This is a genomic window from Achromobacter sp. MYb9 (assembly GCF_002975275.1).
Classification (GTDB): Bacteria; Pseudomonadota; Gammaproteobacteria; order Burkholderiales; family Burkholderiaceae_B; genus Achromobacter.
On record NZ_PCOQ01000005.1, the window covers coordinates 180,708 to 200,966 of the forward strand.

Annotated in this window: 15 protein-coding genes; 8 read left to right on the forward strand and 7 right to left on the reverse strand. The window is 65.9% G+C overall.

The annotated features are described in order from the left end of the window. The 4 genes from CQ050_RS10585 to CQ050_RS10600 all read right to left on the reverse strand — a co-directional run bounded on the left by CQ050_RS10585 (nt 1) and on the right by CQ050_RS10600 (nt 4,371). Nucleotides 1–918, reverse strand: a complete 918-nt coding sequence (locus CQ050_RS10585) for an ABC transporter permease (protein WP_105556781.1) — start codon at nt 916–918, stop codon at nt 1–3. 1 nt (nt 919) lies between these two features. Continuing rightward, nucleotides 920–1,837 carry an ABC transporter permease gene (locus CQ050_RS10590; protein ID WP_105556782.1) on the reverse strand — a complete coding sequence of 306 codons (918 nt, stop codon included), beginning with the start codon at nt 1,835–1,837 and terminating at the stop codon, nt 920–922. Nucleotides 1,838–1,900: 63 nt separating this feature from the next. Continuing rightward, nucleotides 1,901–3,469, reverse strand: a complete 1,569-nt coding sequence (locus tag CQ050_RS10595) for an ABC transporter substrate-binding protein (protein ID WP_105556783.1) — start codon at nt 3,467–3,469, stop codon at nt 1,901–1,903. Between the two features lie 107 nt (nt 3,470–3,576). Next, on the reverse strand, nt 3,577–4,371 hold the full coding sequence (locus CQ050_RS10600; protein ID WP_233213946.1) for a GntR family transcriptional regulator: 795 nt from the start codon (nt 4,369–4,371) through the stop codon (nt 3,577–3,579). Between the two features lie 201 nt (nt 4,372–4,572). Between CQ050_RS10600 and CQ050_RS10605 the strand changes: the two genes are divergently transcribed. The 3 genes from CQ050_RS10605 to CQ050_RS10615 are packed head-to-tail and all read left to right on the forward strand — an operon-like array spanning nt 4,573 to nt 7,894. Further along, complete coding sequence (locus CQ050_RS10605) at nt 4,573–5,769, forward strand: alanine--glyoxylate aminotransferase family protein (RefSeq protein ID WP_105556784.1); 1,197 nt, start codon at nt 4,573–4,575, stop codon at nt 5,767–5,769. Between the two features lie 24 nt (nt 5,770–5,793). Continuing rightward, on the forward strand, nt 5,794–6,849 hold the full coding sequence (locus tag CQ050_RS10610; protein ID WP_199196781.1) for a serine hydrolase: 1,056 nt from the start codon (nt 5,794–5,796) through the stop codon (nt 6,847–6,849). A 34-nt stretch (nt 6,850–6,883) separates the two neighbouring features. Continuing rightward, nucleotides 6,884–7,894 carry an aldo/keto reductase gene (locus CQ050_RS10615; RefSeq protein WP_105556786.1) on the forward strand — a complete coding sequence of 337 codons (1,011 nt, stop codon included), beginning with the start codon at nt 6,884–6,886 and terminating at the stop codon, nt 7,892–7,894. Between the two features lie 30 nt (nt 7,895–7,924). Here the strand turns inward: CQ050_RS10615 and CQ050_RS10620 are convergent, their stop codons facing one another. Further along, complete coding sequence (locus tag CQ050_RS10620; RefSeq protein ID WP_105556787.1) at nt 7,925–8,497, reverse strand: TetR/AcrR family transcriptional regulator; 573 nt, start codon at nt 8,495–8,497, stop codon at nt 7,925–7,927. Between the two features lie 214 nt (nt 8,498–8,711). Here CQ050_RS10620 and CQ050_RS10625 point away from each other — a divergent pair, with 214 nt between their 5' ends. The 5 genes from CQ050_RS10625 to CQ050_RS10645 all read left to right on the forward strand — a co-directional run bounded on the left by CQ050_RS10625 (nt 8,712) and on the right by CQ050_RS10645 (nt 17,061). Beyond that, entirely contained in the window at nt 8,712–9,893 is a 1,182-nt protein-coding gene (locus CQ050_RS10625) for an efflux RND transporter periplasmic adaptor subunit (RefSeq protein WP_369868268.1), read from the forward strand. Nucleotides 9,894–9,933: 40 nt separating this feature from the next. Next, complete coding sequence (locus CQ050_RS10630; protein WP_105556788.1) at nt 9,934–13,083, forward strand: efflux RND transporter permease subunit; 3,150 nt, start codon at nt 9,934–9,936, stop codon at nt 13,081–13,083. Between the two features lie 5 nt (nt 13,084–13,088). Then, nucleotides 13,089–14,576, forward strand: coding sequence for an efflux transporter outer membrane subunit (locus CQ050_RS10635; RefSeq protein WP_105556789.1), 1,488 nt, complete (start codon nt 13,089–13,091; stop codon nt 14,574–14,576). Between the two features lie 142 nt (nt 14,577–14,718). Beyond that, entirely contained in the window at nt 14,719–15,792 is a 1,074-nt protein-coding gene (locus CQ050_RS10640) for a tripartite tricarboxylate transporter substrate binding protein (protein ID WP_233213947.1), read from the forward strand. Nucleotides 15,793–15,861: 69 nt separating this feature from the next. Continuing rightward, complete coding sequence (locus tag CQ050_RS10645) at nt 15,862–17,061, forward strand: M20 aminoacylase family protein (protein WP_105556790.1); 1,200 nt, start codon at nt 15,862–15,864, stop codon at nt 17,059–17,061. A 76-nt stretch (nt 17,062–17,137) separates the two neighbouring features. Here the strand turns inward: CQ050_RS10645 and CQ050_RS10650 are convergent, their stop codons facing one another. Both CQ050_RS10650 and CQ050_RS10655 read right to left on the reverse strand, forming a co-directional pair. Next, complete coding sequence (locus tag CQ050_RS10650) at nt 17,138–18,478, reverse strand: MFS transporter (protein WP_105556791.1); 1,341 nt, start codon at nt 18,476–18,478, stop codon at nt 17,138–17,140. A 77-nt stretch (nt 18,479–18,555) separates the two neighbouring features. Further along, nucleotides 18,556–20,193, reverse strand: a complete 1,638-nt coding sequence (locus tag CQ050_RS10655; protein ID WP_105556792.1) for a GMC family oxidoreductase — start codon at nt 20,191–20,193, stop codon at nt 18,556–18,558. Nucleotides 20,194–20,259: the final 66 nt, after the last annotated feature.

A 20,259-nucleotide genomic window follows, 5' to 3' on the forward strand; every position in this document is an offset into this window, starting at 1 on the left:
TCAGGCCCTCTCTTCAGGCGTCAGCAGTTGGTGCAGCCCGTCGCCGGCCAGGTTGATCGCGAAGATCAGCAGCGCCAGCGCCGACCCCGGAATGGCGATGAGCCAGAACGAGAAGAACATGTAGGCCTTGGCCTCGGAGATCATCAGGCCCCAGGACGGCAGCGGCGGCTGCACGCCCAAGCCCAGGAATGACAGCGAGGCCTCCAGCAGGATGGCGCTGGCGGCTTCCAGCGTGGCGATCACGATCAACTGCGGCACCACGTTGGGCAGGACTTCGCCCCAGACGATGCGCCAGGTCGATGCGCCGGCGGCCTGCGCCGCGGCCACATATTCCAGCGACCGTACCTGCTGGGTGGCGCTGCGCATCACGACGGCGTAGCGGTCCCATTTGAGCAGGCCCAGCACCAGGATCACCACCCACAGCGACCCGCCGACGATGGCTACGGTGGCCAGCGCCACCAGAATGACGGGCATCGACAGCCGGGTCGTTATCAGGAAGGACACCGCCATGTCGACCTTGCCGCCAAAGTAGCCGGCTGCCATGCCCATTGCCGTGCCGATCAGCCCGGAAATCAGCGCCACGCTGATGCCGATCAAGAGCGAAATGCGAGCACCGTAGAACAGCCGGGACAGGTAATCGCGGCCCAGCTGGTCGGTGCCCAGCGGATGCAGCCAGGTGCCTTTGTCATACCAGACGGGCGGCGCCGTGCGGTAGGCCAGGTCCTGGAAGTAGGGGTCGTGTGGGGCGATCCACGGCGCCAGCAGCGCAATCAGCACGATGATGAGCAGGATGCCGCCGCCGGCCAACAGGGCCTTGTTGCGGCGTAGCCGGCGCCACCGGAGGGTGGAGGCGGACAGTTCCAGCGGGGCCGGCGCGGGGGCGCCGGGCGCGGCGGGAGTCAGGATAGGCGTATTCATGTCAGGACACCCGGATGCGCGGATCCAGCCACGCGTTGGCGATATCGGCGGCAAGCGTCAGCAATACGTACAGTACGGACAGCAGCAGCACGATCAACTGCATGACGGGGTAGTCCTTGTACGTGATGCTCTGGTAGGCCAGGTAACCCAGCCCGTCCAGCGCGTAGATCGTTTCGATGACGACCGAGCCACCCAGCAGGTAGCCCAGCTGCACCGCGGCAAGCGCCACCACCGGCACGATGGCGTTGCGCAGCGCATGCTTGAAGATGATCTTGCGCGCGGGCAGCCCCTTGGCGCGCGCCGTGCGGATATAGTCGGCGCCCAACACTTCGATCATGCCGGCGCGGATCAGCCGCATGAAGGCCGGCGCCACGTAGTAGCCCAGCGCGATGGCCGGCATCACGAAATGCTGCCAGGTGCCGCTGCCCGACACGGGCAGGATGCGCAGCGAGATCGAGAACAGCATGATCAGGATCAGCGCAAAGAAGAAGTTGGGCAGCGCCTGGCCCAGCACGGCGATGGCCAGGCAGATGCGGTCGATCAGGCTACCTTTATAGAGCGCGGCCAGCACGCCCAGCGGAATGGATATCAGCAGTGCGAACCCCAGCGCGCCCATGCCCAGCAACAAGGTGGTCTTGAGCTTGGACAGGATCAGCGGGCCCGCTTCCGTCTTGAAATACACCGACGTGCCGAAATCGCCTTGCAGGATATGCCAGAGCCAGTCGGCGTACTGCACCACAAGGGGGCGGTCCAGGCCGTAGGTCTTGCGGATCATGTCGATGTCCGCCTGGCGCGCGCCTTCGCCCGCCAGGGCCAGGGCCGGGTCGCCGGACAGATGCAGCAGCAGGAACGCCAGGATTGAAACGGTCAGCGCCACCAGCGCCGCCAGGCCCAGGCGCCTGATCGTGAAATAAAGCATAGGACTTCCTCTATCGTTTCACCGCCCCGGGCCGGCGCAAGACCCGCCCGGGGCAACCCTGCGTTACTTCCAGCTCATGTCCCAGAAGCGCACGAGCTCGTCCGAGTAGGGCTTGAAGTTCACGTCCTTGGTGGCGACGTAGTAGGCGGGCAGCGTCCATAGCGGCACCGCGTAGGCCTTCTGCGCGATCAGGTCCAGCGCCTCTTTGTAGGCGGCCTTGCGCGGGGCGGGGTCGATCGTGTGGTCGCCCTTGTTGAGCAAGTCGCGCACCTTCGGGTCGCGCGTGACGTCGTCGTTGCCGAAGGCGAAGTACACCGGCGTGGACGCCGAGACGTCGTTGACCAGGTTGGAGCCCCAGGTCTGGTGAGTCAGCGATGCCTTGTTGGCGCGGATCATGTCGCGCATGGCGGCGTACTGCAGGTAGTTCAGCTTGGCGCGGATGCCCACCGCCTGCAGGTAGTTGATGATGGCTTCGGTCTGGTTGCGCTCTCGGTACGCCACGATGTCGATGTCGAAGCCATTGGCATAACCGGCGTCGGCCAGCAGCTTCTTGGCCAGCGCCGGGTCGTACTTGTAGGTGGGCGCGCCGTCCTGCGTGCAGCCCACTTGCGACGGCGTGCAGATGGTGTTGATCAGCCCGCCGCCTTCGCCCACGATGTTCTTCAGCATGGCGTCGCGGTCGATCGCGTGGATGATGGCTTTGCGGACGCGTTCATCCTTGAGCTGGGGCGCAGGCGTGCCGTCCTGGATGTTCATCTGCATGAACACGATGCGCATCGTGTTGCCCGTGACCATCTGCAGGTTGGGCATCTGGCCCAGTTGTTCCGCCTGGTCCTTGGGCACGCTCATGATCAGGTCTTCGCCGCCCGAGATCACTTCGGCCATCTGGGTCTGGCGGTCGGGGATGAAGCGAATGACCACGCGGCCGATCTTCGGCTGCGCCTTCGGCGAGTCCTTGAAGTAGTCGGCGTTGCGCTCCAGCGTGATCGACTTGCCGGGCTGGTAGTCGGTGACCTTGTAGGGGCCCGAGCCCACCGGCTTGGCGTTCATGCCCTTGGGGCCGACTTCCTGGTAATACTTGGCCGGATGGATGGCGGCGGTGGTCGACAGGTATTCCTTGGCGCCGGGGAAGGGCTCCTTGGTGGTCAGGCGCACCTTGTACTTGTCGATCTTCTCGACCTTGTCGATCCAGGCCACGTTTTGCTGCGTGACGGCCTTGTTCTTGGGATCGGCCACGTAGTTCAGCGTGTACACGACCGAGTCCGCGTCGAATTCCTCGCCGTTATGGAATTTCACGCCTTCGCGCAGCTCGAATTCCATCGTCTTGTCGTCGACCTGCTTCCAGCTCTTGGCCAACTGGCCCTTGTACTCGTTGGTGACGGGATCGCGGTACAGCAGCGTGTCCCAGACGTTGGCGGCGATGATGACGCCGATCCGCACGTTGTTGAAATACGGGTCCACGCTTTCCGGCGCCTGGTCGTAAGCCATGCGCAGGGTGTCGTCCTTCTTGCCGGCCAGCGCGGGCTGGGAGGCAAGCGTGGCGCAGGCCAGCAAGGCGGCGGCCAGCGCGCGAAGGGCAGGGGTGCGGCGGAACGGCAAGGGTGAGACGGGTGTGAAGCGACAATCAGCCATGGTGAAGGCTCCTCTGGAAGGCACTACATGTACTGCGTATCCATCATCTCGCTCCGGGCCGCGCCACCCTGGTTCTTATCGTTATCGTCCGTGCGCCGGGAATCGCTTCAACCGGAATCGGACGACTGCGCGGTCGCGGGGGCCTGCCCTGCGTTCAACGTCTTCAGCGCGGCCTCGCACTTGCGCTGCAAGTGCTGCCGCATGATGCCCGCCAGCCGGTCCGCGTCGCGCGCGTTCAGGGCGTCGGCCATTTCGATGTGTTCCCGCATCGCCAGATCCCATTTCTGGCGGTTTTCGTTCGACACAAAGCGCAGGTTCTGCACACGAGCGTTCTGGGCGTCGTACAGCTGCTTGAGCAGGCTGTTGTGCGAGGCCAGGCTGATGCGTTCGTGGATTTCGCGGTTGGTGCGGAAGTACGTGGGCAGGTCGTGGCGGGCGTGGCTGGCCATCATTTCGTAGGTCAGCGCGCGGATTTCCGCAATTTCGACATCGGTCGCCCGTTCGCAGGCCAGCCGGCATGACATGGCTTCCAGTCCGCCGATAACCTCGAAGGCTTCGCGGATATTCGCCTCGGACAGCGCCACCACCTGGGCGCCCCGGTTCGGCTCGATCTGGACCAGCCCCTCGGCGGCCAGCACCCGGAACGCTTCGCGCATCGGGGTGCGCGACACGCCAAGCAGGTCGCACAGCGCGCGTTCGTTCAGACGGGAGCCGGGCGGAAATTCGCCCTGGATGATGCGTTCGCGCAGCTGGCCTGCCACCGCGCCGGGCAGGGTGCGGCCGTTGCCGGCGGCGCGCGCCGCCGGGCGCGGGGCCACGGCGGTCGGCGTCGCGCCAGCATCGGCGGAACCCGCATGCGCCGGCCCGGCCAGATTCGGCATCAGGCTAGGATTGCTGCTCATTTGTATACCAACTTTTCCCCGTATTTTTCTAGACTATAAACCTGCGGCAAGCGGATCAATCATGGGTGTATACCCTAGGTTATCGATGTAAAAACAATGGGATAGAGTGGCGCATGCCGCAAGTCTGCCTGCGCGGCAAACATCGTTCGCCTGTCGCGCGTCTTTCGTTGGTATACAAAAAATTCCACTCTGGGGCTACGCATGATTACCCTGAACTCCCATCCGTCCGGCCGGCATTTTCTGCAGATTCCGGGGCCGACGAATGTGCCCGACCGCGTGCTGCGCGCTATCGACCAGCCCACCATCGACCATCGCGGGCCGGCGTTCGGGGAGCTGGGGCTGGCGGTGCTGGCCGGCATCAAGCAGGTCTTCCAGACGCAGTCCCCCGTGATCATCTTCCCGTCGTCGGGCACCGGGGCATGGGAAGCGGCGCTGGTCAACACGCTGTCGCCCGGCGACCGTGTGCTGATGGTGGAAACCGGCCATTTCGCCAGCCTGTGGAAGAAGCTGGCGGGACGTCTGGGGCTGGAGGTGGACTACGTGGAAGGCGACTGGCGGCATCCGGTGGATCCCGCCGTGATTGGCGCGCGCCTTGCCGCGGACGCGGAGCACCGCATCAAGGCCGTGTGCGTCGTGCATAACGAGACCTCGACCGGCGTCACCAGCGACATCGCCGCCGTGCGCGCCGCCATCGACGGCGCGTCGCATCCCGCGTTATTGATGGTGGACACGATTTCGTCGCTGGGGTCGGTCGACTACCGGCACGACGAATGGGGGGTGGACGTGACGGTGGCCGGCTCGCAGAAGGGCCTGATGCTGCCGCCGGGCCTGGCGTTCAACGCGGTCAGTGCACGGGCGCTGGCCGCTGCCGACACGGCGCGCCTGCCGCGCGCCTACTGGGACTGGCGCGACATGCTGGCGGCCAACGCCAACGGTTATTTTCCCTACACGCCGTCGACCAACCTGCTGTACGGGCTGCACGAAGCGCTGGCCATGCTGCAAGCCGAGGGGTTGCCGCGCGTGTTCGCCCGGCACGAACGCCATGCGCGCGCCACGCGCCTGGCCGTGGCGGGCTGGGGGCTGGAACTGCTTAGCCTGGAACCGTCGGCGCACAGTCCCGCGCTGACCGCCGTGCTGATGCCGCAAGGCCATGGCGCGGATGCGTTGCGCAAGGTCATCCTGGACCGCTTCGACATGTCGCTGGGGCAGGGGCTGGGCAAATTGACCGACCGCGTCTTTCGCATCGGGCACCTGGGCCATTTCAATGACCTGACCCTGTGCGGCACGCTGGCCGGGGTCGAGATGGGCCTGGCGGCCGCTGGCGTGCCGCACCGCGCCGGCGGGCTGCAGGCCGCGATGGAATTCCTGGCCAGGACGCCCCAGGGCGCCACGGCCTGACCCACCACAATAACGAGGGAAACGATGAACGCGCTTATGCAGCAGGCGATCCAATTCGCCAATGAACACGAATCCACCTGGGACCGCAGCGTCAACGGCAATTTCGGCGTGCACCTGAACGATCCGCCGCCCTGGAACCGCCTGCTGGGCCCGATCCATGACCGTGGGCCGGTGTCGGGCGTGGTGGTGGTTGACGGCAAGACGGTCGCGTCCTGGGGCGAACCCGATCGCGCCGACCTGACCTTCAGCGTCGCCAAGCTATATCTGGCGATATTGGCGGGTGTGGCGCACGACCGGGGCCTGCTGCCCGATGTCGACGAGCCCGTGGGCAAGCGGGTGCCCGGCATCGGCTTTGATGACGGCCAGAACGCCGACATCACCTGGCGTCACCTGTTGCAGCAGACGAGCGAATGGGAAGGCGAGCGCTTCGGCGTGTCGGACCAGGCGGATCGCTATCGCGCCGTCACGTTCGGCGTGCCGCCCGACGGCAAGAAGGGCGACGCACGTCCGTTGCAGCGCCCCGGCACGTACTGGGAATACAACGACGTGCGCATCAACCAGTTGTCCTACGCGTTGCTGCACTTGTTCCGCAAGCCGCTGTCGGACGTGTTTCGCGAAGCCGTCACGCGCCCCATCGGCGCCAGCGAAAACTGGCAATGGGTGGGTTACGACACCGCCTGGGTCGAGATCGACGGCCAGCGCATGCCGTCGGTTCCCGGCGGCTCGCACTGGGGCGGCGGCATGTCCATCAGCGCGCGGGACCAGGCGTTGATCGGCCAGATGCTGCTTGACGACGGCCAGGCCAACGGCAAACAGATCCTGTCGCGCGAGTGGATTCAAGCCATGCGCACGCCGTGCGCCATCGCGCCGTACTACGGCTACCTGATCTGGCTCAACCACGAAGGCCGCGTGTTTCCCAGCGTGCCGGCCACCAGCTTTTTCGGCGTGGGCGCGGGCAGCTCGTTCACGTGGGTGGAACCGGAACGCAAGATGGTGGTGATCGTGCGCTGGCTGAATTCGGCCCATGCGGATGCCTTGTTCGGCAAGATCCTTGCAGCGGTGGACGCGCCACAGGCGTAACATTCTGAGCTCTCACCGACCAAGGAACGATGCCATGAACTACCGCCGACTGGGAACCAGCAATCTGCGCGTGTCGCCGCTATGCCTGGGCACCATGATGTTCGGAGAACAGACGCCTGACGACGAGGCGGCGCGCATTGTCGCGTCGGCGCGCGACCATGGCTTGAATTTCATCGATACGGCCGACGTCTACAACGAAGGCCGTTCGGAACAAGTCGTGGCCAAGCTGCTGCAAGGGCAGCGCCACGACTGGGTGCTGGCCAGCAAGATCGGCAACCCGGTGGGCAAGGGGCCGAACCAGGCGCACTACTCGCGCCAGTGGCTGATGCGTGGGGTGGAACAAAGCCTGTCGCGCCTGGGCACGGATTTCATGGACATCCTGTACCTGCACCGCGACTACCACGAGGAAAATCTCGAAGAGGCGCTGTGGGCGCTGGGCGACCTGATCCGGTCGGGCAAGCTGCGCAGCTTCGGCTTGTCCAATTTCCGCGGCTGGCGCATCGCCGAAGTCATGCGCCTGTGCGAAAAGATGGGCGTGCCGCAACCCGTGGTGTGCCAGCCTTACTACAACATGCTGAACCGCGGACCCGAGGTGGAAATCCTGCCGGCCTGCAAGCATTACGGTCTGGGCGTGGTGCCGTACAGCCCCATCGCGCGGGGCGTGCTGACGGGCAAGTATCTGCCCGGCCAGGCGCCTGCCGCCGACACCCGCGCCGGGCGCGGCGACCGCCGCATCCTGGCCACGGAGTTTCGCGAAGAATCGCTGCAGATCGCGCAACAGCTGGTGCGGCACAGCGCGGCGCGGGGCGTGCAGCCGGGCCATTTCGCCACGGCCTGGGTGTTGGCCAATCCGGTCATTACGAGCGTGATCGCGGGCCCGCGCACGCTGGCGCAGATGGACGACTACTACGCCGCGCTGGACGTGACGATCACGGCCGAAGACGAAGCCGTCGTGGACGGCTGGGTGACGCCGGGCCATGCGTCCACGCACGGCTACAACGACCCCAACTACCCGTTCCACGGGCGGCCCGTGGCAGTTGCATAACGGCTCGCGCCCGGGTTTCCGGGGCGCGCCTCAGGCCGAGGCGCGGACCGGTTCTGCTGCGATACCGTGCAGCATCATCTGTTCGACCGCGGTGGCGATGCCTAGCCGGGCGACGCGTCCGCGTCGTTCGGCGTCCATCATGCTGGTCAACACCCCGAAGAACATTTCCGCCAGCGCCGCCGCCGTGATGTCCACGCGGAAGGCGCCTTCACGCTGTCCGCGCAGGAAGAACGCATCCATGGATTCCAGGTAACCCGACCAGCTGTTCATGATGTCGGGTTGCTGCTCGTTATCGGGCTTCCAGTTGTACATCAGGAAAGCCGTCAATTCCTTGTGAGCCAGGTTCTGATGAATCAGGTTCCGCAACGCCTCGCGCGGGGGGGCCGTGTCCAGATGCGAGTCCGCCAGCGCCTTCTTCATCACATGAGCGCAATGGGTCGTCAAGCGCAGGACCAGTTGGTCCCGCGTCTGACAGAACCGGTACAGCGTCGCCTTGCTGACGCCGACTGCCTTCGCCAGTTCCTGCAAGGTGGCCCGCGGCTGGTCGACCATTGCCATGGCCAACGCCACTAGTAGCTTCTCGTGCCCCGCCTCGTCAGACATGTTCCGTCCCTGTTCTTGTCTCGAACTTGATAGGCGCTATTGAATCACGGGCGATTCACTTTGTACAAATTCTGGCTGAATTGGCAAGTAAAAACTTGTTAAGTCCAGTGCAACGAACTTCACAGAATCATATGAATCATTATTGATTCAAAATGAACTCCAAGGTACCATCAGCGGCTTATTGAATTCAGGTCGCCGCGGGCGGGGGGTATCGATGATGAAGAATCAAACCAGGTGGCAGTGGCCCCTGACAGCGTTGTTGGCGTCCATCGCATTGGCGGGATGCGGCGGAGACCAGGATGCGCATTCGCAGGCGTCGGCGCCGCGCCCGGTGCAAGTGCTGTCGGTACAACCCGAGCGCTACGCGCTTACCAGCGCGCTGCCGGGGCGGGTAGAACCGATGCGCGTGGCCGAAGTTCGCGCCCGCGTCGCGGGCATCGTGCTTAGCCGCAATTTCGAGGAAGGCGCCGACGTGAAGGCGGGCGACGTGCTGTTCCGCATCGATCCGGCGCCATTCAAGGCGGCGTTGTCGCGTGCCCTGGGAGACCTGGCCAAGGCGGATGCCGCCGTGTCGGATGCGCAGGCCATCGTCAAACGCTACACGCCGCTCGTCAAGATCGAGGCCGTCAGCCAGCAGGATTTCGATACTGCCACCACCACGCTAAAGAGCGCCCTGGCCGCGCGCCGGTCCGCGCAGGCGGATGTGGAAACCGCGCAATTGAACTTGGACTACGCCACGGTCAAGGCGCCGATTTCGGGCCGCATCGGCCGGGCCCAGGTCACCGAGGGCGCGCTGGTGGGCCAGAACGAGGCCACGGTCATGGCCAAGATCCAGCAGTTGGACCCTGTCTACGTGGACTTCACCCAGCCCGTGGCGGACATGCTGCGCATGCGCGCCGCGTTGCAGGATGGCAGCCTGGGGCAGGGCGAGGGCGCCAATATCTCCATCACCATCGACGGCACCGACCAGCGTCGCAGCGGCCGTCTGCTGTTTTCCGACATTGCGGTCGACCGCGGCACGGGGCAGGTGTCCGTGCGCGGCGAATTCGCCAACCCCGATGTGCTGCTGCTGCCCGGCATGTATGTGCGCGTGCAGACGCGGCAAGGCGTGGACCCCGAAGCCATCCTGGTGCCGCAGCGCGCGGTGTTGCGCAGCACCGATGGCAAGCCGCAGGTCATGGTGGTGGGCAAGGACGAGGTCGTGGAATCGCGTCTGGTGCAAACCGGCACGATGCGCGGCAGCGATTGGCACATCGTCGATGGCCTGAGCGCCGGCGACCGCGTCATCGTGGGCGGCGTCAACGCCGCCGTGCCTGGCCAGAAAGTCAGCGTGACGCCAGCGGCGCAGCCGAAGGTCGCCGCCGCCACCGAGGCCGCGGCCCCGGTTGCGAACTGACCGGCAGCCCGTGCCCTGCATGCATTCCCAAGGATAGATCATGTCCAAGTTTTTCATTGGCCGCCCCAATTTCGCGTGGGTGGTGGCCATCTTCATTTCGCTGGCGGGCCTGCTGGCGATCCCGTCGCTGCCGGTGTCGCAGTTTCCGGTGGTGGCGCCGCCCCAGGTGACGATCTCTGCCGTCTATCCGGGCGCATCCGCATCGGTGCTGGTCGATTCGGTGACGAGCGTCATCGAGGAGGAATTGAACGGCGCCAAGCACATGCTGTATTACGAGTCGTCCAGCAGCTCGAGTGGCAGCGCGGAAATCACCGTCACGTTCGAACCCGGCACGGACCCCGACCTGGCCCAGGTGGACGTGCAGAACCGCATCAAGAAGGCGGAAGCGCGCCTGCCGTCCGCCGTGACGCAGCAGGGGCTGCAAGTCGAGCAGGCCAGCTCCAACTTCCTGATGATCTACGCCCTGACCTACAAGGGCGATGACGCGCACAAGGACGTAGTGGGCCTGTCCGACTACGCGGCGCGCAACATCAACAACGAGATCCGCCGCGTCGACGGCGTGGGCAAGGTGCAGTTCTTCGGGGCCGAAGCGGCCATGCGAGTCTGGATCGATCCGCAAAAGCTGCTGGGCCTGGGCCTGTCGGTGGCCGATGTCAACGCCGCCATTGCCGCACAGAACGTGCAGGTGCCCGCCGGCAGTTTCGGCAGCCGCCCCGGTTCGCCCGAACAGGAACTGACGGCCACGCTGGCCGTGAAGGGCATGCTGGATTCGCCGGAAGAATTTGGCCGGATCGTGCTGCGCGCCAATGCCGACGGCTCTTCCGTCCACTTGGCTGATGTGGCGCGGCTGGAAGTGGGCCGCCAGAGCTACGACTTCGAAACGCGCCTGAACGGCAAGAAGTCGGTCGGCGCCGCCGTACAGCTGGCCCCGGGCGCCAACGCGATCGATACGGTCAAGGCCGTGAAGGCGCGCTTGCAGGAGCTGTCGGCCTCGTTCCCGGAAGACGTTGCGTTTTCGGTGCCGTTCGACACGTCGCGCTTCGTCAGCGTGGCAATCGAAAAGGTGGTGCACACCTTGCTCGAGGCAATGGTGCTGGTCTTCCTGGTGATGTTCCTGTTCCTGCAGAACATCCGCTATACGCTGATCCCGACGATCGTGGTGCCGGTGTGCCTGTTGGGCACCTTCGCGGTGATGTCGGTGCTGGGTTTCTCGGTGAACATGATGACGATGTTCGGCATGGTGCTGGCAATCGGCATCCTGGTGGACGACGCGATCGTGGTGGTCGAAAACGTGGAACGCATCATGGCCGAAGAGGGCCTGCCGCCGCGCGAAGCGACCATCAAGGCGATGGAGCAGGTGTCGGGCGCCATCGTCGGCATCACGCTGGTGCTGGCCGCCGTGTTCCTGCCGCTGGCGTTCATGAGCGGTTCGGTCGGCGTTATCTATCAGCAGTTTTCGCTGTCGCTGGCGGTGTCGATCCTGTTCTCGGGCTTCCTGGCGCTGACCTTCACGCCGGCGCTGTGCGCCACGTTCCTCAAGCCCATTCCCAAGGGGCACCATGATGAAAAGAAAGGCTTTTTCGGCTGGTTCAATCGTCGCTTCAACCACCTGACCACGCGCTTCGAGGCGCTGAATTCGCGGCTGGTCAAGCGCACCGGACGCTACATGGTGATCTACGTGGCGATCGTGGCGGTGCTGGCCGTGCTGTACGTGCGCGTGCCGGAGTCCTTCGTGCCGCCTGAAGACCAGGGCTATGTCATCGTCGACATGCAGTTGCCGCCGGGCGCCACCCATACCCGCACCGACAAGGTCGTGGCCGATGTTGAGCAGCACCTGATGTCGCTGGATGCCATGGGCGACGCTTTCACGGTGATGGGCTTCAGTTTTTCGGGCACGGGCCAGAATGCGGGCATCGCCTTCCCGTCGCTGAAGGACTGGTCCGAGCGCGGCAAGGGCCAGGCCGCCACCGACGTGGCCAATAGCGTGAACGCGCGGTTTGCCGCCATCGATGACGGCACGGTCATGGCGGTCAACCCGCCGCCCATCGAGGGTCTGGGCAACTCAGGCGGCTTTGCACTGCGTTTGCAGGACCGCGGCGGCCTCGGGCGCGCGGCCCTCACGGACGCCCGCAACCAGTTGCTGGCCAAGGCCAACAGCTCGCCGATGATCGCCTACGCCATGATGGAAGGGCTGGCCGACGCGCCGCAGTTGCGCCTGGACATCGACCGCCAGAAGGCGGAAGCGCTGGGCATCGGCTTCGACACCATCAGCACGGCGATCTCGTCGGCCTACGGGTCGGCCACCATCAACGACTTCGCCAACGCCGGGCGCTTGCAGCGGGTGGTGGTGCAGGCGGACGTGCGCGACCGCATGACGCCCGAGAGCATCCTGATGTTGAACGTGCGCAACAAGTCGGGCGGGATGGTGCCGCTAAGCGCCTTCGTGCAGACGGGCTGGGAGACCGGGCCCGTGCAGATCTCGCGCTACAACGGCTATCCGGCGTTCAAGATCGCGGGCGACGCCATGCCCGGAAGCAGTACCGGTGAAGCGATGGCTGAAATCGAGCGCATCGTGTCGGAGCTGCCCAGCGGCATCGGCTATGAATGGACGGGCTTGTCCTATCAGGAAAAGTTCGCGGGAGCCCAGGCGCCGATGTTGTTCGCGCTGGCCTTCCTGGTCGTGTTCCTGCTGATGGTCGCGCTGTATGAAAGCTGGGCCATTCCCGCGTCGGTCATGCTGATCGTGCCGATCGGCGCGCTGGGTTCGGTTCTGGCGGTGACGGTGCTGGGTATGTCGAATGATGTGTATTTCAAGGTCGGCCTGATCACCATCATCGGCCTGGCTGCCAAGAACGCGATCCTGATCGTGGAGTTCGCCAAGAGCCTGCGCGAACAAGGCCATTCACTGATGGACTCCGCCATCCAGGCCGCCAAGCTGCGCTTCCGGCCCATCGTGATGACGTCGCTGGCGTTCATCCTGGGGGTGGTGCCGTTGGCGTTGGCCAGTGGCGCGGGCGCGGCTAGCCAGCGCGCGCTGGGCGTCGGGGTGATTGGCGGCATGCTGACCGCCACGTTGCTGGGCGTGATCTTCGTGCCCATCTTTTTCGTGTGGGTGCTGTCGCGGGTGTCGAAGCAGGGCGGCCAGCCCGCATCCGACGTCTTGCCGTCCCCGCGCACGGCCCAGGAATGACACTCATGATGCAAACCTATTTCCCTTTGCGCCTTGGCGCCCTGACCCTGAGCGCCGCGCTGGCGGGATGTTCGCTGGCGCCGGTCCATCAACGGCCTGACGCGCCCATCCCGGCGCAGTATCCGGCGTCGTTGAATCAATCGGCCGCGCCCGCCGGGCCGTCGGCGGCCACCACGCTGGACTGGCAGTCGTTCGTGACCGATGCGCCGCTGCGCCAGTTGGTGGCGCTGGCGCTTGAAAACAATCGGGACTTGCGCCAGGCCGTGTTGAACATCGAAGCGGCGCGGGCGCAGTACCGGATCGAGCGCGCGGACCGCTTGCCGGGATTCAACGCCCAGGGCAGCGGTACGCGCCAACGGGTGCCGGGCGACTTGAGCAGCACGGGCAGCGCTGGCGTGCAAAGCACCTATCAGGCAGGGATCGGGCTGACGGCGTTCGAGATCGACCTGTTCGGGCGCGTGCGCAGCCTGTCGGACGCCGCGCTCCAGGAATACCTGGCCACCGAAGAAACCGCCCATGGCACCCGGATCAGCCTGGTCGCCGAGGTGATCCAGGCGTATCTGACCCGCGACAGCGCGCAGCGCCGTCTTCAAGTTACGCGCCAGACGCTGGCCAGCCGCGAATCGTCGCTTGAACTGATCGTCAAACGGCGTCAGGCCGGGGCGGCCACGGCGCTGGACTACCAGGAAGCGCTGGGCTTGGCCGAGCAGGCGCGGGCGGAGCTGGAACGAATGGACCGGGAGGTGCGCCAGGCGGGCAACGCGCTGGCGCTGCTGGTGGGCGTCAACGACCTGGGCCCGTACCTGCCTCGGGACCTGGCGGCGTCACCCGTGCTGCTGCAGGAAATCGCGGCGGGCGCGCCGTCCGAACTGCTGGAACGCCGGCCAGACATCCTGGCTGCCGAACACCAGCTGCAGTCGCGCAACGCCAGCATCGGTGCGGCCCGCGCGGCGTTCTTTCCCAGCATTTCGCTGACCGGCCTGTTCGGCTCTTCCAGCGCCGACCTGTCCAACCTGTTCGACGGGGGGCAGCGCGCCTGGTCCTTCGCGCCACAGATCACGCTGCCGATCTTCGCGGGCGGACGCAACACCGCCAACCTGGACTTGTCGCACGTGCGCAAGGACATCGCGGTGGCGGCGTATGAAAAGACCATCCAGACGGCGTTCAAGGAAGTGGCCGATGCGCTTGCCGCGACCGATACGCTTCGGCGCGAAGAGGCGTCGCGCCGCGCGCTGGCCGAATCCAGCCAGGAAGCCATGCGCCTGTCCGAAGCCCGCTACCGCGGCGGCGTGGACAGCCACCTGCGCTACCTGGACGCCCAACGCAGCGCATTCACCGACCAGTTGAGCTACATCGAGGTCAGCACCCAGCGCCAGATCGCGTTGGCGACCTTGTTCAAGGCGCTGGGCGGGGGATGGCCGGGGGCGCGGCCTGCGGAACAGGCGGCGGAGCGGGGCGCAGCGCCTGCGGCGGACGGGGCGGGGAAGGGATGATGTAGCCCCATTTTCCATAAATCTCGATAAAAATAGTTGACGTCGAGATTTGTGCTGCTTATCGTAGAAAAAAAGCGCTGCCAGATAGCCGGCTGCCACTTCCTGGCCTTGCGCCGGCGGCAGGCGCACGAGGAGACAAGCAGTGATACGTCCATGCGACAGCCGGCCCTGCCGGCAGTTATCCCGCGCGGCGTCGCCGCGTGCGGGGCGGATGCGGGCGGTGTGTTTCGGCACGCCGCGCCGTGGCTTGCAGTGGGTGTGGGCCGGCCTGGTCGCCTGCGCCGCTTTGGCGGCAGGCACGCCGGCCCAGGCGGCGGATTGGCCTGCGCGGCCGATAACCATCGTGGTCAACGGCGGCCCGGGCAGCTTGCCCGACCTGTTCGCGCGGCCGTTGGCCGAGCGGCTGCATCACGCCTTTGGGCAGCCTGTCGTCGTCGAGAACAAGCCTGGCGCCGGCGGCCTGCTGGCCATGCAGCAGCTTAAGTCGGCACCGCCCGACGGGTACACGCTGGCGCTGGTCACCAACGCCCACCTGGTGTGGAACCCCTACATATTTCCCGCGCTGACGTATGACCCCGTCCGCGACGTGGTGCCGGTCAGCCCGCTGGCCGTCATCCCGATGGCGCTGACGGTCAACGACAAGGTGCCCGCGCAGTCGTTGGCGCAGTTGTTCGGGCTGGCCCGCCAGCAGCCGGGCCGGTTGAACTATGCGTCTTCGGGCAATGGCAGCCCGCCCCACGTGCTGTTTGAAATGCTGCGCGAACAGGCGGGCGTCGACATCATGCACGTGCCGTTCAAGACGGGCACCGGCGCGCTGAATTCGGTGCTGGCGGGCGACACGCAGATGTACTTCGGCGGTACCGCGTTGGTCGAGCCCATGGTCAAGGAAGGGCGCCTGCGCGTGCTGGCCATCAGCGATGCCGTGCCCGATGCGGCCTTCGGCCGCGCGCCGACGCTGGCGCAGCAGGACTTCCGCGGCTTCGAAGGCGCGGTGTGGCTGGGGGTGGCGGCGCGCGCCGGCACGCCCGACGCTATCGTCCAACGCCTGAACGCCCAGATCGGCCGCGCGCAGCAGGACGGCGCCATGCGGCAGATGTACGCCAGTCACGGCTCGCTGCCGTACCATCTGGACGCGGCCGCCTTCGCGCAGCGCGTCGCCGATGAGCGCAAGGCGTCCGGCCCCGTGCTGCGCAAGCTGGGCATCAAGCCCGATTGACCTTTCCTCTTTCCCTTTTTCCTCGAACCTGGAATCAACGGCGCCGTGCGCGGCGCCGAACCCGCAGCCATGAACCTGATTGAAGAGATTGTTGAACACGCGCCCGCCATTCGCGACATCCGGCGTGATATCCATGCGCATCCTGAACTGGCGTTCGAAGAGAACCGCACGGCGCAACGGGTGGCCGAACTGCTGGAGGGCTGGGGCATCCCGCTGCACCGTGGTTTCGGCAAGACCGGGCTGGTGGGCGTGATCCGCAACGGCACCTCGTCGCGCACGCTGGGGTTGCGCGCCGACATGGACGCGTTGCCGATGCAGGAGGCGAACCAGTTCGCGCATGCCAGCAAACATGCGGGCGTGATGCACGCGTGCGGGCACGACGGCCACACCGCCATGTTGTTGGGCGCTGCCCAGTATCTGGCCCAGCATCGCAATTTCGACGGCACCGTGTACCTGATCTTCCAGCCGGCCGAAGAACGCGGCGGCGGCGCGCGCGAGATGATGCGCGACGGCCTGTTCGAGAAATTTCCCATGGAGGCCGTGTTCGGCATGCACAACATGCCAGGCATCCCGGAGGGCTGTTTCGCGTCGTCGCCCGGCCCGGTGCTGGCGTCCAATAGCGAATTCCACGTGACGATACGCGGCAAGGGCGGCCACGCGGCCATGCCGCACCTGGCGGTCGATCCGATCCCGGCGGCGGGCCAGATGATCGAGGCTTTCCAGACCATCATCAGCCGCAACAAGAAGCCGCTGGAGACGGCCGTCATTTCCGTGACCACGCTGCGGGCGGGCGAGGCCGTCAACGTCATTCCGGATACCTGCGAACTGGGAGGAACGGTGCGGGCCTACACGGCCGAAACGCTGGATCTGATCGAGAGGCGCATGGGCGAGGTGGCGCGGCACGTGGCCGCCATGTTTGGTGCGGAATGCGATTTCGTCTTCACCCGCCACTATCCGTCGACCATCAACCACGAGGCCGAGACGGCCTTCATGCGGGAGGCGCTGGCGCAGGTGGTCGGCGCCGAGCGGGTGATGGCCCAGACGCCCATCATGGCGGCGGAAGACTTTTCCTTCATGCTGGAAGCCGTGCCCGGCAGCTACTGCTTCATCGGCAACGGCGACGGCGGCCATCGTGAGTTGGGCCATGGCGAGGGGCCGTGCCTGGTTCACAACACCAGTTATGACTTCAACGACGCGCTGTTGCCCATCGGCGCCAGCGCGTTCGTGAAGCTGGCCGAGGCCTGGTTCGCGCAGCCCCGGCGCGGTTGAACCGGCGGGGCAGCGATGCTGCGGCGACCCGGAGCCTGTGGCCGCCGCGCGCTTGATCCGTCGGCGCGGGGCCGCCTCAGGCCTTGCGCAGGCCGGGGCGGGCCAGCGGCGGCGCGGCATGGCTGACGGGTTCGTCCGCCGGCCGGCCGCGCCCGATCAACCACGCGCACAGCGCCGATACCAATCCCGCGAACAGCACGTACAAGCAGATCAGCCACGGCTGGCCATTACCGGTCTTGAGCAGCGCGGTGGCGATGATGGGCGTGATGCCGGACGCGAAGATGCCCGAGAACTGGTAGACGAAAGAGATGCCGGTGTAGCGCACCTTGGCGTCGAATAGCTCGCAGAAGAGGGCGGCCTCGGGCCCATAGATGGCTGCGTAGAAGATGCCAAAGGGGATGATGATAGCCAGCCAGATCAGCATCACGCTGCCTTCGCTATGCAGCATCAGCCAGAACCCGGGGAACGAGGCCGCGGCCGTGATCAGCGAGCCCCAGAAATAGACGCGCGTGCGGCCGATGCGGTCGGACAGCCGACCAAAGAACGGGATGAAAAAGCACATCACCAGGGCTGCCGCCATCACGCCCGTCAACGCCTCGGTGCGGGTGATCTGCACCGTCTGCGTCAGGTACGAGATCGAGAACACGCCGAACACATTGAAGAACACGCCGTCGATATAGCGGGCCCCCATGCCCTTGAAGACATTGCCGGGGTAGCGCTTGAGCATGTCGAAAAAAGGGATGCGGCTTTCGGCGTTGCTTTCCTTGACGGCAGTGAATTCCGGGGTTTCCTTGATGTTCAGCCGGATGTACATGCCCACCAGCACCATCGCGGCCGACGCCAGGAAGGCGATGCGCCAGCCCCAGGCCATGAATTGCGCATCCGTCAGCAAGGTGGACAGCAGCGCGACGGTGCCGGAGGCCAGGCACAAGCCGATCGCCAGCCCGATCTGCGGCAACGATGCATAGAAGCCTTTCTTGCCCGGCGGCGCGTATTCATAGGCCATCAGCACGGCGCCGCCCCATTCGCCGCCCAGGCCGATGCCCTGGAACACGCGCAGCAGCAGCAACAGGATGGGCGCCCAGACGCCGATGGTGTCGTAGGTGGGCACCAGGCCGATCAGGAACGTGGACACGCCCATGATCATCAGCGTCATGACCAGCATGCTTTTGCGGCCGATGCGGTCGCCGAAATGGCCGAAGATCAGGCCCCCCAGGGGCCGCGTCACGAAGCCGACCGCGAATGTCGTGTAGGCCAGCATGGTCGAGACCAGCGGGTCGCCGGTGGGGAAGTACAGCTTATTGAATACGATGCCCGCCACGACACCGTAGAGGAAAAAGTCGTACCACTCGATCGTGGCGCCGATCAGCGACGCGGTAACGACACGGCGTACTGCGGCTTCGTTTTGCTTGGCCATTTCAGTCTCCTTTGATGGGGGGGCGGGGCACTCTGCGTTGCCGTTCGCCATGCTTTCCTGCGGGGTTTTCCTGCGCGTTACGCGGCGACCAGTTCGGTCTGCCGCGGCGTTGCCTTCAGATCCTCCAGCATGAAGCCGGCCGCGCGTTCGGCCAGCATCACGACGGGCGCGTTGGTGTTGCCCGAAACCAGTGTCGGCATGATGGAGCAATCCACCACCCGCAAGCCGGCCACGCCATGCACGCGCAAGCGTTCGTCCACCACGGCCATCGGATCGCTGCGCGGCCCCATCTTGGCCGTGCCGGAAGGGTGAAAGATCGTGGCGCCGTATTCGCGGCAGAAGTGGAGGATCTCGTCGTCCGTGCGCACATCGGGTCCCGGGCGGAACTCCCGCTTCATCAATCCGGCCAACGGTTCGGACGCGGCCAGCCGGCGGGCATAGTTCACGGCGGCGACCGTCATGCGGCGATCCCGCTCCGTCGACAGATAGTTGGGCTGCATGGACGGCGCATCGAACGGATCGGCGCTGCGCAGGCGGACCTGGCCGCGCGACGACGGGCGCAGCTGGCAGACCGAATACGTGCAACCCGAGAACGGGTGCACCTTGCCCCCGGCCAGATCCGCCGACAGGGTCGCGAAGTGGAACTGGGTGTCGGGGGTGCGGCTGGCGGGGTCCACCCGGCAGAACAGACCGCCCTGGTTGATGCCGACGGCCAGCGGCCCGCTGCGGAACAGCAGCCATTGCAGCCCCATGCGGGCGCGGCCGGAGAGCGTGCGCAACTGGTCGTTGGTGGTGATGGGCCGCGTCGTCTCGTAGATCAGCCTTATCTGCAAATGGTCTTGCAGGTTTTCGCCGACGCCGGGCAGATCGCGCACCACGCCGATGCCGAACTGGCGCAGCAGCGCCGCCGGCCCGACGCCGGACAATTGCAGAAGTTGCGGCGACTGCAGCGCACCCGCGCACAGGACCACCTCGCGCCGTGCCCGCAGGGTGCGGACCTGGCCGTCCTGCCGATACCGCACGCCGCAAGCGCGGCTGCCTTCGAACAGGATGGCCATGGTGTGGGCGCCGGTTTCCACGCGCAGGTTGGGGCGCCCTTCGGCCGGGCGCAGATAGGCGACCGCGGTCGAGCAGCGGCGGCCATTGCGCGTGGTCAACTGGTAGTAGCCGACGCCTTCCTGGTCGCCCGTGTTGAAGTCCTGGACGTGCGGAACGCCTTGGGCACCGGCGGCCGCGATCATCGCCTCGACCAGGGGATGCGGCGTCTTGATCGACGTGGCGTTCAAGGGGCCGTCCACGCCCCGGGTGGGGCCTGCACCCAAGTCGTTGTTTTCCAGTTTTCGGAAGGCGGGCAGGCAATCGTCCCAGCTCCAGCCGGGATTGCCGGCGCGGGCCCAGGCGTCGTAGTCCTGCCGCTGGCCGCGGATATAGATCAGGCCGTTGATCGCGCTGGATCCGCCCAGGGTGCGGCCACGCGGCCAGTAGATGCGCCGGCCCAGCATGTTGGGATCGGGGTCGGTGTAATAGCCCCAGTTCACGACCTTGTGGAACATCGTCTTGCCGTAGCCGATGGGAATGTGTATCCAGGGATAGCGATCCCGGGGGCCCGCCTCCAGCAGGCAGACGGAAAGCGCGCCATCGGCGCTCAGCCGGTTGGCCATTACGCATCCGGCCGAGCCGGCGCCAACCACGATGACATCCACGGTGTCGGTCATGTTGCCTTGCCTCCCTGTTGCCGTCCGCCTTCGCCACGTCGGCGGACGGCGCGTTTTCCCTGCTTG

What these genes read in the sequence shown, in the direction of transcription:
- CQ050_RS10585 (WP_105556781.1), bottom strand. Translation starts at nt 918, where the DNA reads ATGAATACGCCTATCCTGACTCCCGCCGCGCCCGGCGCCCCCGCGCCG.
- CQ050_RS10590 (WP_105556782.1), bottom strand. Translation starts at nt 1,837, where the DNA reads ATGCTTTATTTCACGATCAGGCGCCTGGGCCTGGCGGCGCTGGTGGCG.
- CQ050_RS10595 (WP_105556783.1), bottom strand. Translation starts at nt 3,469, where the DNA reads ATGGCTGATTGTCGCTTCACACCCGTCTCACCCTTGCCGTTCCGCCGC.
- CQ050_RS10600 (WP_233213946.1), bottom strand. Translation starts at nt 4,371, where the DNA reads ATGAGCAGCAATCCTAGCCTGATGCCGAATCTGGCCGGGCCGGCGCAT.
- CQ050_RS10605 (WP_105556784.1), top strand. Translation starts at nt 4,573, where the DNA reads ATGATTACCCTGAACTCCCATCCGTCCGGCCGGCATTTTCTGCAGATT.
- CQ050_RS10610 (WP_199196781.1), top strand. Translation starts at nt 5,794, where the DNA reads ATGAACGCGCTTATGCAGCAGGCGATCCAATTCGCCAATGAACACGAA.
- CQ050_RS10615 (WP_105556786.1), top strand. Translation starts at nt 6,884, where the DNA reads ATGAACTACCGCCGACTGGGAACCAGCAATCTGCGCGTGTCGCCGCTA.
- CQ050_RS10620 (WP_105556787.1), bottom strand. Translation starts at nt 8,497, where the DNA reads ATGTCTGACGAGGCGGGGCACGAGAAGCTACTAGTGGCGTTGGCCATG.
- CQ050_RS10625 (WP_369868268.1), top strand. Translation starts at nt 8,712, where the DNA reads ATGATGAAGAATCAAACCAGGTGGCAGTGGCCCCTGACAGCGTTGTTG.
- CQ050_RS10630 (WP_105556788.1), top strand. Translation starts at nt 9,934, where the DNA reads ATGTCCAAGTTTTTCATTGGCCGCCCCAATTTCGCGTGGGTGGTGGCC.
- CQ050_RS10635 (WP_105556789.1), top strand. Translation starts at nt 13,089, where the DNA reads ATGATGCAAACCTATTTCCCTTTGCGCCTTGGCGCCCTGACCCTGAGC.
- CQ050_RS10645 (WP_105556790.1), top strand. Translation starts at nt 15,862, where the DNA reads ATGAACCTGATTGAAGAGATTGTTGAACACGCGCCCGCCATTCGCGAC.
- CQ050_RS10650 (WP_105556791.1), bottom strand. Translation starts at nt 18,478, where the DNA reads ATGGCCAAGCAAAACGAAGCCGCAGTACGCCGTGTCGTTACCGCGTCG.
- CQ050_RS10655 (WP_105556792.1), bottom strand. Translation starts at nt 20,193, where the DNA reads ATGACCGACACCGTGGATGTCATCGTGGTTGGCGCCGGCTCGGCCGGA.